This is a genomic window from Pseudomonas sp. 8Z, from assembly GCF_902506535.1.
Lineage (GTDB): Bacteria > Pseudomonadota > Gammaproteobacteria > Pseudomonadales > Pseudomonadaceae > Aquipseudomonas.
In genome coordinates this window covers 1,306,266-1,318,047 of sequence record NZ_LR733827.1, presented here as the reverse complement: position 1 = coordinate 1,318,047, position 11,782 = coordinate 1,306,266, and the positions used below count along the sequence as shown (strand labels likewise).

Annotated in this window: 11 protein-coding genes and 1 pseudogene; 7 read left to right on the top strand and 5 right to left on the bottom strand. The window is 62.3% G+C overall.

Annotated features, from left to right (window positions below):
* Nucleotides 1-97: 97 nt before the first annotated feature.
* Nucleotides 98-1,342, top strand: a complete 1,245-nt coding sequence (locus tag AERO9A_RS18975; protein WP_159973468.1) for a saccharopine dehydrogenase family protein — start codon at nt 98-100, stop codon at nt 1,340-1,342.
* Between the two features lie 65 nt (nt 1,343-1,407).
* Here the strand turns inward: AERO9A_RS18975 and AERO9A_RS22960 are convergent, their stop codons facing one another.
* The gene (locus tag AERO9A_RS22960) at nt 1,408-2,271 is read right to left on the bottom strand and encodes a methyl-accepting chemotaxis protein (RefSeq protein ID WP_372239709.1); all 864 of its coding nucleotides are present in this window, start codon (nt 2,269-2,271) and stop codon (nt 1,408-1,410) included.
* A pseudogene (locus AERO9A_RS22955) lies at nt 2,263-3,033 on the bottom strand (MCP four helix bundle domain-containing protein); the annotation flags it as partial. The pseudogene AERO9A_RS22955 and the gene AERO9A_RS22960, both read right to left, overlap by 9 nt.
* 156 nt (nt 3,034-3,189) lie before the next feature.
* On the opposite strand from AERO9A_RS22955, the gene AERO9A_RS18965 reads away from it, so the two are divergent.
* From AERO9A_RS18965 to rimI, 3 genes are all read left to right on the top strand, one after another.
* The gene (locus AERO9A_RS18965) at nt 3,190-4,320 is read left to right on the top strand and encodes a lactonase family protein (protein ID WP_159973466.1); all 1,131 of its coding nucleotides are present in this window, start codon (nt 3,190-3,192) and stop codon (nt 4,318-4,320) included.
* Nucleotides 4,321-4,460: 140 nt separating this feature from the next.
* On the top strand, nt 4,461-5,252 hold the full coding sequence (locus AERO9A_RS18960; protein WP_159973465.1) for an energy transducer TonB: 792 nt from the start codon (nt 4,461-4,463) through the stop codon (nt 5,250-5,252).
* A 32-nt stretch (nt 5,253-5,284) separates the two neighbouring features.
* A complete protein-coding gene (gene rimI / locus AERO9A_RS18955; protein WP_159973464.1) occupies nt 5,285-5,737 on the top strand; it encodes a ribosomal protein S18-alanine N-acetyltransferase in 453 nt (150 codons plus the stop codon).
* A gap of 61 nt (nt 5,738-5,798) precedes the next feature.
* Here rimI and AERO9A_RS18950 read toward each other — a convergent pair whose 3' ends face one another.
* The 3 genes from AERO9A_RS18950 to AERO9A_RS18940 are packed head-to-tail and all read right to left on the bottom strand — an operon-like array spanning nt 5,799 to nt 7,486.
* Nucleotides 5,799-6,725 (bottom strand): class I SAM-dependent methyltransferase, encoded by a 927-nt coding sequence (locus tag AERO9A_RS18950; protein ID WP_159973463.1) that lies wholly within the window; start codon nt 6,723-6,725, stop codon nt 5,799-5,801.
* The gene (locus tag AERO9A_RS18945) at nt 6,718-7,056 is read right to left on the bottom strand and encodes an FKBP-type peptidyl-prolyl cis-trans isomerase (RefSeq protein ID WP_159973462.1); all 339 of its coding nucleotides are present in this window, start codon (nt 7,054-7,056) and stop codon (nt 6,718-6,720) included. Before AERO9A_RS18945 ends, AERO9A_RS18950 begins: the two co-directional genes overlap by 8 nt.
* Nucleotide 7,057: 1 nt before the next feature.
* Complete coding sequence (locus AERO9A_RS18940) at nt 7,058-7,486, bottom strand: group II truncated hemoglobin (RefSeq protein WP_178111161.1); 429 nt, start codon at nt 7,484-7,486, stop codon at nt 7,058-7,060.
* A gap of 211 nt (nt 7,487-7,697) precedes the next feature.
* Here AERO9A_RS18940 and AERO9A_RS18935 point away from each other — a divergent pair, with 211 nt between their 5' ends.
* The 3 genes from AERO9A_RS18935 to AERO9A_RS18925 all read left to right on the top strand — a co-directional run bounded on the left by AERO9A_RS18935 (nt 7,698) and on the right by AERO9A_RS18925 (nt 11,602).
* Nucleotides 7,698-10,061 (top strand): DNA polymerase II, encoded by a 2,364-nt coding sequence (locus tag AERO9A_RS18935; RefSeq protein ID WP_159973460.1) that lies wholly within the window; start codon nt 7,698-7,700, stop codon nt 10,059-10,061.
* Between the two features lie 197 nt (nt 10,062-10,258).
* The gene (locus AERO9A_RS18930) at nt 10,259-11,245 is read left to right on the top strand and encodes a TerC family protein (protein WP_159973459.1); all 987 of its coding nucleotides are present in this window, start codon (nt 10,259-10,261) and stop codon (nt 11,243-11,245) included.
* A gap of 60 nt (nt 11,246-11,305) precedes the next feature.
* A complete protein-coding gene (locus tag AERO9A_RS18925) occupies nt 11,306-11,602 on the top strand; it encodes a hypothetical protein (RefSeq protein ID WP_159973458.1) in 297 nt (98 codons plus the stop codon).
* Nucleotides 11,603-11,782: the final 180 nt, after the last annotated feature.

The following is an 11,782-nucleotide window of genomic DNA, read 5'->3' as shown; positions in this document are numbered from 1 at the left end:
TGAAGCCCCACACGGGTCATGTAGGGTGGGCTGAAGCCCACCACCCAAAAAACGCATCAAACGCTTTCAACAACGCAGTTCCCTGGAGGTGAAACAATTGAAGAAGAATGTCCTGATCATTGGTGCAGGAGGTGTTGCCAAGGTGGTGGCCCATAAGTGCGCGCAACACAACGACGAACTCGGTCGTATTGCGATTGCGTCGCGCAACATCTCCAAATGCCAGGCCATCATCGACAGCGTACAGGCCAAGGGCGGGCTCAAGCAGCCCGGCGAGATCAAGGCCTATGCACTGAACGCCCTGGACGTGGACGCGACCAAGGCGCTGATTCGTGAAACCGAGTCGCAGATCGTCATTAACGTGGGCTCTGCCTTCCTCAATATGTCCGTGCTGCGTGCCTGTATCGATACTGGCGTGGCTTATCTGGACACCGCGATCCACGAAGACCCGAGCAAGATCTGTGAAACCCCGCCGTGGTACGGCAACTACGAATGGAAGCACCTGGCCGAATGCCAGGAAAAAGGCGTGACTGCCATCTTAGGTGTCGGCTTCGACCCAGGCGTAGTCAACTCCTATGCCGCGCTGGCGCAACAACAGTACTTCGACACGATCGAGTCGATCGATATTCTCGACGTCAATGCTGGTTCGCACGGCAAGTACTTCGCCACCAATTTTGACCCGGAAATCAACTTCCGCGAATTTACCGGCACGGTCTATAGCTGGCAGAACAGCCAGTGGGTGAGCAACCGCATGTTCGAAGTCAAACGCACCGACGATCTGCCGGTGGTGGGCGAACAGAACCTGTACCTGACCGGCCATGACGAGGTGCACTCGCTGTCCAAGCACCTCGATGTCCCGAACGTCCGCTTCTGGATGAGCTTCGGCGACCACTACATCAACGTCTTCACCGTGCTGAAGAACCTCGGCCTGCTCTCCGAACAGCCGGTCAAGACCGCCGAAGGTCTTGAAGTTGTGCCGCTGAAAGTGGTCAAGGCCGTGCTGCCCGACCCCGCCTCGCTGGCGCCGGGCTACAGCGGCAAAACCTGCATCGGCGATCTGGTCAAGGGCACCAAGGATGGCCAGCCGCGCGAGCTGTTCATCTACAACGTGGCCGACCACGAAGAAGCCTTCGCCGAGACCGACAGCCAGGGCATCTCCTACACCGCAGGTGTGCCGCCGGTTGCCGCAGCGCTGCTGGTGGCGCGTGGCGAGTGGGATGCCAAGCGCATGGTCAATGTCGAAGAGCTGCCGGCCGAGCCGTTCCTGGGCCTGCTGGATGTGATGGGCCTGCCCACCCGCATCAAGGATGAGCACGGCGACCGTCCGTGGAATCAGCCTGCCTGATTCGCTGCGCAGCATGAAAAAAGGATCGCCTCGGCGATCCTTTTTCTTTGTAGCGACTGTCTGTCTCAGACCCTGAAACGCCCCACCAACTGATTGAGGTTAGTGGCCAGGCGCGACAGCTCATGGCTGGAGGCGCTGGTCTGTTGGGCGCCAGTGGCCGACTGCACGGACAGGTCGCGGATGTTCACCAGGTTGCGATCCACCTCGCGCGCCACCTGCGCCTGCTCTTCTGCGGCACTGGCGATCACCAGGTTGCGTTCGTACATCTCGCTGATGCCTTCGGTGATTTCGTTCAGTGCGCTGCCGGCGCTTTGCGCCAGTTCACGAGTGGCGCGTGCCCGCTCGCTGCTCGATTGCATCGAGTCCAGCGCCTGGCTGGCGCCGCTACGCATGCTGGAGACCATCTGCTCGATCTCCTGAGTGGAGTTTTGCGTGCGGTGGGCGAGGGCGCGCACCTCGTCGGCCACCACGGCGAAGCCACGACCGGATTCCCCGGCGCGAGCGGCCTCGATGGCGGCGTTGAGCGCCAGCAGGTTGGTTTGCTCGGCGATGGCGCGAATCACGTCAAGCACCTTGCCGATTTCCTGCGATTGTTCGGCGACGCGCTGTACCAGTGAGGAGGTGCTTTCCACTTCGCCGGACAGGTCGCTGATGGCCGCGATGGTTGCCGAAACACGGGCCTGACCGGCCTGCGCTGACTGGTTGGAGCTCTTCGACGCCTCCGAGGTGGATACGGCGTTGCGCGCCACCTCGTCGACCGCTGCACTCATTTCATTGACGGCGGTGGCGGCTTGCTCGATCTCATCGTTTTGTCGCTGGATGCCGCGACCTGCTTCTTCGGTCACGGCATGGAGCTCTTCGGCGGCGGCTGCGAGTTGAGTCGAGGAGCCGCTGATCTCGGCCAGGGTGTCGCGCAGGCGCTGCTGCATTTGTGCGAGCGAGGTTTGCAACTGGCTGACCTCGTCACGCCCGGCCACCTCGATACGCTGGGTCAGGTCGCCTTCTGCAACATGCTGAGCAGCCTCCACGGCGCTTGTCAGCGGAGCGACGATGCTGCGTGTCAGCAGCCAGGCCAGCAGCACGGTGACCAACGCGGCAAGGGCGATCACGAGAATAACGATCAATTGCGAACTGGCGTATTCATCCGCCGATATCTGGCCTTCCTGCGCGATGCCTTTGCTGTAGATATCGCCAAGTTCGGCAAGCTGGGCGCCGGTGCCGTCGACCACTGGCTTCATGTCCACCAGCAACAGCTTGTTGAGCGCCTCGCGGTCTGCGCTACGCGCCAGCACGAAGGAGTCGGTCATGCCGCGTTGGTAGGCGGCGAAGTCACGGCGGAACTGCTCATAGATGCGTTTTTCATCGGGTGTATCGATGAACGGTTCGAAGTCGCGAAGGTTCTGTTCGAGCACCTTGTTGCGGACGTCATACTGGCCCATGTAGGTGTCGATGTTCTTCGGGTCAGGATCCAGCGCCACGCGTAGGGAAATGGTGCGGATACGCAGCATGTTTTCGCGGATTGCATCGACGGCGCGGATGCTGGGCACCCAGTTGGTTTCGATATGGGTGGCGCGCTCGCGGATGCTCGACATGGTGACGAGCGAGAAAATGCCGAGAAAAGCCACCATCAAGGCGATCAGGGCAAAGCTAAAGGCAGCTCGGGGGGCAATGTTGCAATTGCGTAGCAGCATATAAGTCTCAGGAGGCGGGCTGATTATTGTCGTTATGCATATCGGCTGAAGATGTAGGGGCTTGAAGCTATGGGCGTCTACAAGGCCATTGCAATAAATAGTTACATGGTCATACGATGACTGACCACAATAATCACAATAGCTAGGCCCTCCATCATGATCAGACCACTCGTAATCGCCTCCGTGCTTGCCTCAACGCTGGCGACCTCCGCCCATGCCGCCTCCTTCGCCTATATCTCCAGCCCCAATGACGGACTGATTTCGCAGTACCGACTGGATGAGCAGAGTGGCGCCATCACCCTTGTCGAGCAGATTCCGGCGGGTGACAAGGTCAACCCGATGGCGTTGTCGCCCGATGGCACGCTGCTGTTCGCCGCGCAGCGTGTTGCGCCATTCACCGTGCTGACGTATCGCATCGATGGCAAAAGCGGGCATCTGGAGAAGCTCAGTCAGGCGCCTTTGGCTGACAGCATGGCTTATCTCTCCACGGATCGTAGCGGGCGTTTCCTGATGGCAGCCTCCTACGGTGGGGCCTTGCTCAGTGTGCAAGCGATCGAGCCGAACGGGCAGGTGGCGGACAAAGCTCTGATCTACAAAACCGGGCCTTTCGCCCACTCGATTCGTTCGGATTTGAGTGACCGCTTCGTCTACGCCGGCAACCTCGGTGCCGATAAGGTGCTGCAGTTCAGCCAGGACAAGCGCACCGGTGTACTCACGCCCATCGGTGATGGTTACGCCAGTACGGCGGCCAAGACCGGGCCACGGCACATCGCGTTCTCGCCCAACGGCAAGTTCCTGTATGTCGTCGGTGAGCTGAGCGGCACTGTCACCGGTTATGCCATCGACGAGCGTAGCGGTGCACTCAAGCACGTCAGCGAAGCCAATGGCATCCCGGCGTCGCTGGGTTTGGCCCATGGCGAAGCGCGCAGCGCCGCCAACAACGACCTCAAGGATGACCCGACGCCGCGTATCTGGGCCGCCGACATTCGCCTGTCGCCGGACGGCACCTTGCTCTACATCACCGAACGCACCACCAGCTCGGTATCGGCCTTCGCGGTCGACCCTGACAGCGGCAGCCTGAGCTTTTTGGGCAACTACCCGGTCGAGGAAAAGCAGCCGCGTAACATCGCCTTCTTCCCCAGCGGTAAATGGCTGCTGGTGACCGGCGAGAAAAGCCAGACGGTCGGCAGCTACGCTATCGGCGACAAGGGCCAGATCAAGCGTGTTAGCGAAGCCAAATCGGGCGACGGTGCCCTGTGGATCGAGATTCTGCAGACCAAGCCCTGAGGGCTTGTGAACCGTAACGACAAAAGGATCGCCGCGGCGGTCCCTTTGTCGTTGTGGCGCGACGCCTTGGGGCTATCCGCGACCGGCGATTCACGCGACAATCGCCCCCCACTCGAATGACCCAACGGGATACTGCTGCTGTGAACACCGAGCTGCGCCGCCGCGCCTACCTCGATGCCATGCAGGTGGCCACCTGGTTGCCACGCACCGAGCTGCCTTTCGCCGCGCCGTCGCGCGCCGAATTGCTGGCGCCGCCGCCTGCCGAAGTGCCGCAGGAAGCCATCCGCGAGCCGCTGGCCGTCGTTGCCGAGACGGTACGCCAGGCGCCGGTTGAGCGGCCGAAGATCGAGGTGCCACGCCCCGGCGTGCAGCCGCACCAGGCGGCTGCCGAAGCGCCAGTGGCAGAACCAGAACCGATCGAAGAAAAACCGGCCCGCGTTAGCGCGCCACCGCCACGCTTCTCCCTGCAGTTGCTGCGTGCCGGCGATTGCGCCCTGCTGGTCGAATTGCCCACTGGCGAGCCGTTTCAAAGCCGCGACCCGGCCTACATCCTGCTCAAGGACTTGCTGCGCGCTGCTGGCCTGCCGGACAGCCCGCAATTGCTCGGCGAGCCGGTACGCTGGCCGCTGCTGGTGCGTGGCCAGATGGATCAGGGCCCGGAAGCGGCGCTGGAGTTCGTGCAGAGCTTCGTCGCTGCGCGCCTGGAAGAGCAGCCCAGCGCCTGCCTGTGGCTGGTCGGCTTGCCGGCCATTCGTTTTGCCGGCGAGGGTGACGAGCACAGCTACAACCGCGAGCTGCAGGTCGAGGGCCTTGGCGCCTGCTGGGCCTTGCCGGGCCTGGAGCTGTTAATGGATGAACCCACCCGCAAGCGTGAGCTGTGGCAGGCCATGCGACGCACGCGTCAGCGCTGGTTAGCTCCTGCTCAATCCTGAGAACCCCCGTCTTTGTGCCCGAGTTTCCCTCAATGAGCGATGCGATTTCCTTCCGCCCGATGACCGAGGCGGATCTCGATGCCGTGCTGAAGATCGAATATGCCGCCTTCAGTCACCCTTGGACGCGCGGCATCTTCACCGACAGCCTCAAGTCCTATAACTGCTGGCTAATGTTCGAAGGCAACCAGCAGGTTGGTCATGGCGTGATCAACCTGATCCTCGATGAAGCACACCTGCTCAATATCACCGTCAAACCGGAGAGTCAGGGCCGTGGCCTCGGCCTGCGCCTGCTCGAACACCTGATGCAAGAGGCCCATGCGCTGGGCGGGCGTGAGTGCTTCCTCGAAGTGCGCGCCAGCAACCAAAGTGCCTATCGCCTGTACGAGCGTTTTGGCTTCAATGAAGTCGGTCGGCGTCGCGATTACTACCCAGCAGTGGGTGGCCGCGAAGACGCGCTGGTGATGGCCTGCACGCTGGTTGATTGAGGCCGTCGCTGTCATCACGACGCCGTAATCCGGGGCTGGCAACTCGCGGATTTCATCCGGGCTACAGTTGGAACACCAGCGCCTTCAGGCCGCTCTCAGGCGAGATATCGGGGAACTCTGGCGGGTTATCCAGGCGCTCGATGAAGCGCAGTTGCGGCGCCTCGGCGGCCATGCCATCAATGAGAAAGTCAGGGCCGATATCCGGGTCATTGACGCAGGCCAGCACGGTGCCGTGCTCGCTCAGCAACTCGGGCAGGCGCCGGAGAATCTTGGCGTAGTCCTGGGTGAGGGCGAAGCTGCCTTTCTGAAAACTCGGCGGGTCGATGATCACCAGATCGTACGGCCCACTCTTGCGCACCTTGCCCCAGGACTTGAACAGCTCGTGGCCGAGAAACTCCACACGGCCCAGGTCATGGCCGTTCAGGCGGTGGTTTTCACGCCCGCGTGACAGCGCGGCGCGGGCCATGTCCAGGTTGACCACGTGCGCGGCGCCACCGGCGATGGCCGCCACGGAGAAGCCGCAGGTGTAGGCGAACAGGTTGAGCACGCGTTTGCCGGCAGCCTGCTGGCGCACCCACTGGCGACCCAGGCGCATATCGAGGAACAGGCCGCTGTTCTGCTTGCTGCCCAGGTCAAGCAGGTAGTGCAGGCCGTCCTCGATGATCGGCCATTGCGCCTGCGACTCGCCGACCAGCCATTCGCTCTCGCTGCCCTGCACGTAGCGGTGTTGCAGCAGCAGGCCGCGTGCGCCGCTGGCCTGCCATTGCGGTGTCGCCAGCAATTCGATCAGCAGCGGCTTGAGTGCCGGCGACGGCTCGCGAAACAGCATCACCAGTACGATGCCGGACAGCCAGTCGACAGTGATCTGTTCCAGTCCAGGCCAGCAGCGGCCACGGCCATGGAACAGGCGTCGTGTCTCGCGGCCGGGTGGGGTTTCCAGCGCCTGCAGCAGGTGCTGGCGCAGGGTGGTGAGGGCGCTGTCAGTCATCGCGGGTCAGCACTTCCAGTAGCTCGATTTCGAAGGTCAGATCGGAGTTGGGTGGAATCGCACCTATGCTGCGCTCGCCATAACCCAGGTGCGCGGGCACCTGCAACTTGCGCTTACCGCCGACCTGCATGCCCATCAGACCCTGATCCCAGCCCTTGATTACCCGGCCAGTACCGATCACGCACTGGAACGGTTTGCCGCGCGACCAGGAGGAGTCGAACTCGCTGCCGTCGGCCAGCCAGCCGCGATATTGGGTGGTGATCAGGGCGCCCTTGACCACGGCCTTGCCGTCGCCGATTTGCAGGTCTTCGATGATCAGTTGGTCAGACATATCAGGGTTCCTTGCGGTGACGGTTTTGGCTGGCCTGTACCGAGCGTTCAGCGGGGACGCGCAGTTGGGTCAGCAGGTAGTCGGCGAAGGCCGGTTCATAGTTCTGCTGGGCGACGGCACCGGCCATGCAGCTTAGCCAGCTTTCCGCCAGCGCCTGGTCGATTGGCCACTGGGCATGAAAGGCCGGGATGCTGATGCTGCCGTACTTCTCGGCGAACAGCCGCGGCCCGCCCAGCCAGCCGCTGAGAAAGCACGCCAGCTTGTCGCGTGAGGCGCTCAGGTCGGCCGGGTGCAGGGCACGTAGGGCGGCGGCTTCTGGGCGTTCGTCCATCAGTTGGTAGAAGTCATCGACCAGGCGGCGCAGGCTGTCGATACCGCCTGCGGCCTGGTAGGAGGCATCGCCGGTGCCATAGGGAGGTGTGTCGCTCATCGCGTTGTTCCGCGGAAAAGGCGCCATTGTAACCGCTGGCGTAGAATGGTCGGCCAGTTTGCAGTACATGCTCCTGTGGGAGGGTTTTTAGCGGCGACTGTCGCGGCTGCGACTGCATGGATGCAGGAGTTAGAGCGAAGCAGGATGCCAGAGCCGAAAGCCGCTCCTACAGGTGCCCATGGCCTTTCTTGTAACCCGTGACCCAATCCCAATGACGCAACCCCAGCAAGGCTTCGTGCTTAGCCGCCATTGGCGCGACACGCCGGAGGGCACCGAAGTGGCCTTCTGGCTGGCCACCGATGCCGGCCCGCGCCAGGTGCGCCTGCCGTGCCAGGAGATGGTCGCCTTCATCCCGGCTGAGCAGCGTGCCTGGGCCGCGCCGTTGTTGCGCAATGAGAAGGGCGTCGAGCTGCGCGAGTTGGCCTTGCGCGACTTCAAGCGCCGTCCGGTGCTGGGCCTGTACTGCCGTCAGTACCGCCAGTTGCTGCAGTTGGAGAAGAAGCTGCGCCAGGTCGGTGTCGATGTCTACGAGGCCGATATTCGCCCGCCGGATCGCTACCTGATGGAGCGCTTTATCACCGCCTCTGTCAGCTTCGAGGGCGTTGAGCAGCAGGACGGCAGCCTGCTGTGCAAGTCGCTCAAGCCCGCCGCCGATTACCGCCCGGCGCTGCGTCTGGTGTCGCTGGATATCGAGACCAGCGCCACTGGCGAGCTGTACTCCATCGCCCTGGAAGGCTGCGGTCAGCGTCAGGTGTATATGCTCGGCCCGGCCAATGGCGATGCCACAGGTGTCGATTTCAACTTCGAATACTGTGACAGCCGCAAGGCGTTGCTGGAGCGCCTGAATAGCTGGTTAGAGCGCCATGATCCCGATGGCATCATCGGCTGGAACCTGGTGCAGTTCGACCTGCGGGTGCTGCGCGATCACGCCGAGCAACTCAAGGTGCCGCTGCTGCTGGGGCGTGGCGGCGATGTGATGGGCTGGCGCCAGCATAACAGCAGCCAGCACTACTTCGCCGAGGCGGCGGGGCGGCTGATCATCGATGGCATCGAGGCGCTGCGCTCGGCCACCTGGAGCTTCCCTTCGTTCAGCCTTGAATCGGTGGCGCAGACCCTGCTCGGGGAGGGCAAGGCCATCGACACGCCCTATGCGCGGATGGACGAGATCCAGCGCATGTTCGATGAGGACAAACCGGCGCTGGCGCACTACAACCTCAAGGACTGCGAGCTGGTTACGCGGATTTTTGCCCACACCGATCTGCTCGCCTTCCTCCTCGAACGCTCCAGTGTCACCGGCCTGGCGGCCGACCGCAGCGGCGGCTCGGTGGCGGCCTTCACCCATTTGTACCTGCCGCCCATGCACCGCCTGGGCTACGTCGCGCCGAACCTTGGCGACATTCGTGGCGAGAACAGCCCCGGCGGCTTCGTCATGGATTCGCGCCCCGGCCTGTACGACTCGGTGCTGGTGCTGGACTACAAGAGCCTGTATCCGTCGATCATCCGCAGCTTTTTGATCGACCCGTTGGGGCTGATCGAAGGCCTGCACCAGCCGGATGACAAACACTCGGTGGAGGGTTTTCGCGGCGCGCGTTTCTCGCGTACCCGGCACTGCCTGCCGACCATCGTTGAGCGTGTCTGGCAGGGCCGCGAGGCAGCCAAACGCGACGGCAATGCGGCGTTGTCGCAGGCGCTGAAGATCATCATGAACGCCTTCTACGGCGTGCTCGGCTCCAGCGGTTGCCGTTTCTTCGACCCGCGCCTGGCGTCGTCCATCACCCTGCGTGGGCATCAGATCATGAAGCGCACGCGCGAGCTGATCGAAGCCGAAGGGCATGCGGTGATCTACGGCGACACCGACTCCACCTTCGTCTGGCTTGGCCGCCCCCATGACGAGGATGAGGCGACGCGAATTGGTCGCGCGCTAGTGGCCCGCGTCAACGCCTGGTGGCGCGAGCATCTGCAGAATGAGTACGGCCTGAGCAGCGCGCTGGAGCTGCAGTTCGAGACGCACTACCGGCGCTTTCTTATGCCGACCATTCGCGGCACCGAAGAGGGCAGCAAGAAGCGCTATGCCGGTTTGGTGTGCGCGGCCGATGGCAGCGAGCGCATGGTGTTCAAGGGCCTGGAGACGGTGCGCAGCGATTGGTCGCCGCTGGCCCAGCGCTTTCAGCAGGAGCTGTACCGCCTGGTCTTCTCCGGTCAGCCCTATGCGGACTACGTGCGCGATTACGTCAAACGCACCCTGGCTGGTGAGCTGGACGAATTGCTGATCTATCGCAAGCGTTTGCGCAGGCGCCTCGACGACTACCAGCGCAACGTGCCGCCGCACGTACGCGCCGCGCGCCTGGCCGACGAGCACAACCAGCGCCTGGGGCGTCCCTTGCAGTATCAGCGTGGCGGCTGGATCAGCTACCTGATTACCACCGGCGGGCCGCAACCGTTGGAGCGTCTGCTGTCGCCGGTGGACTACGAACACTACATCAGTCGCCAGTTGAAGCCAGTGGCTGACGCCATCCTGCCGTTCGTCGGCGGCGACTTCGAGCGCTTGCTCGATGGCCAGCTTGGCTTGTTCTGAAAAGCCTCGGCAGCCGCTCTGCGCCGCTGCTTTAACGGCTTTGGGCGACGACTAAGGCGAAATACTTTGCAAAATTCGCCTCGTTGAGTGGCGTTCGCGGCCTGAGTATCTTTGCGCCCGTGATGCCGGGCCCCTCTGGCGGTTAATACCGCGATGTCGGAATCACAGTCTGTTCAATCTGACTGTAGGAGGGGCTCATGACTGCCCTAGAACCGTTTCTCTTCGCCGACTTCCTCGGCACCGCCACCTGGTTGTGGCTGGTCTTCATCGCTGTCGTCATCTCCCTTCTGGCCTTCGACCTTGGCGTGCTGCATCGCGATAATCGCGAAATCGGCGTGCGCGAGAGCTTGCTGTTGTCCGCTGGCTACATCACGGCGGGCTTGCTGTTCGGTGTTTGGGTGTTCTTCCAGAAAGGCGGTGACGCCAGCATGGATTACCTCACCGGCTTTCTGATTGAGAAATCGCTGTCGATGGACAACGTATTTCTCATGGCCATGATCTTCAGCTTCCTCGCTATCCCCAGGCAGTACCAGCACAAGGTGCTGTTCTGGGGGATCATGGGCGTGCTGGTGCTGCGGGCGATCATGATTGGTCTGGGGGCGGCGCTGATCCACGAGTTCTCTTGGATTCTCTACGTGTTCGGCGCCTTCCTGTTCTTCACCGGCGTGAAGATGCTGTTCTCCAAGCTCGACGATGAGCCGGACTTGCAGAACAACGCGTTGGTGAATTTCCTGCGTAAGCGCTTGCGTGTGACCGACAACCTGCACGGTGAGCGCTTCTTCGTGCGTCAGGATGACGGCAATGGCCGCAGTGTGCTGTGGGTGACGCCGCTGTTCCTGGCGCTGATTCTGATTGAGTGTGCGGACTTGATGTTCGCCATCGACAGCGTGCCGGCGATCTTCGCCATCACCCAGGATCCGTTCATCGTCTACACCTCGAACATCTTCGCCATCCTCGGCCTGCGTGCCCTGTACTTCGCCCTGGCGGCGCTGATCCACCGCTTCGCCTACCTCAAGTACGCGCTGGCGCTGGTACTGGTGTTTATCGGCGCGAAGATCTTCCTGGTCGGCATCATCGGCAAGATCCCGGCTGTGGTGTCGTTGAGCGTGACGCTGAGCCTGCTGATCGGTGGCGTGCTGGTGTCGCTGTACAAAACCCGTGAGCAACAACCCGGTAAGTCCTGACGCTTTCCCCCGGCCGCGCGCATGGCGCGGTCGGGCAACCCGATACTGGAGTAGCTAAAGATGACAATTTTCTCGAAGAAGAACCTGGCTCTGGTCAGCTTGAGTATGGCGCTGGTCGCCTTGGCCGGTTGCGATGCCGCCGAGCAGTCGGCGCAGAAGTTTGCCGAAGAGGCGAAAAAGGAAGCGCAGGCGCTGATCAATGATTCGGTTGGCGAGGTGGTCGATGAGGTCAACCGTCAGGTCGACACCTTGCAGGAGTCGACCAACCGAGCGTTGGGTAAGTCCGAGGAGGACGAGCAAGCCGAGAGCCAGGAAAGCGAGAGCAAGCCGACCGACGAATCAGGTGTGGAAACCTGATGATCGGGACGGGGCGCGAATCAATTCGCTCCAGGCTTTGCGCACCCAGTGTGGGCCGCGCTTGGTAGGAGCGGATTTATCCGCGAAAGGGGCTGGCGCCAAGGCCGCAGGCAGAGCGAAAGCAACCCGTCCATTTGCGAAATAAAAAGGCGAAGCTACTGGCTTCGCCTTTTTGTTTTG

What these genes read in the sequence shown, in the direction of transcription:
- AERO9A_RS22960 (WP_372239709.1), bottom strand. Translation starts at nt 2,271, where the DNA reads ATGCAGCAGCGCCTGCGCGACACCCTGGCCGAGATCAGCGGCTCCTCG.
- AERO9A_RS18965 (WP_159973466.1), top strand. Translation starts at nt 3,190, where the DNA reads ATGATCAGACCACTCGTAATCGCCTCCGTGCTTGCCTCAACGCTGGCG.
- rimI (WP_159973464.1), top strand. Translation starts at nt 5,285, where the DNA reads ATGAGCGATGCGATTTCCTTCCGCCCGATGACCGAGGCGGATCTCGAT.
- AERO9A_RS18950 (WP_159973463.1), bottom strand. Translation starts at nt 6,725, where the DNA reads ATGACTGACAGCGCCCTCACCACCCTGCGCCAGCACCTGCTGCAGGCG.
- AERO9A_RS18945 (WP_159973462.1), bottom strand. Translation starts at nt 7,056, where the DNA reads ATGTCTGACCAACTGATCATCGAAGACCTGCAAATCGGCGACGGCAAG.
- AERO9A_RS18940 (WP_178111161.1), bottom strand. Translation starts at nt 7,486, where the DNA reads ATGAGCGACACACCTCCCTATGGCACCGGCGATGCCTCCTACCAGGCC.
- AERO9A_RS18935 (WP_159973460.1), top strand. Translation starts at nt 7,698, where the DNA reads ATGACGCAACCCCAGCAAGGCTTCGTGCTTAGCCGCCATTGGCGCGAC.
- AERO9A_RS18930 (WP_159973459.1), top strand. Translation starts at nt 10,259, where the DNA reads ATGACTGCCCTAGAACCGTTTCTCTTCGCCGACTTCCTCGGCACCGCC.
- AERO9A_RS18925 (WP_159973458.1), top strand. Translation starts at nt 11,306, where the DNA reads ATGACAATTTTCTCGAAGAAGAACCTGGCTCTGGTCAGCTTGAGTATG.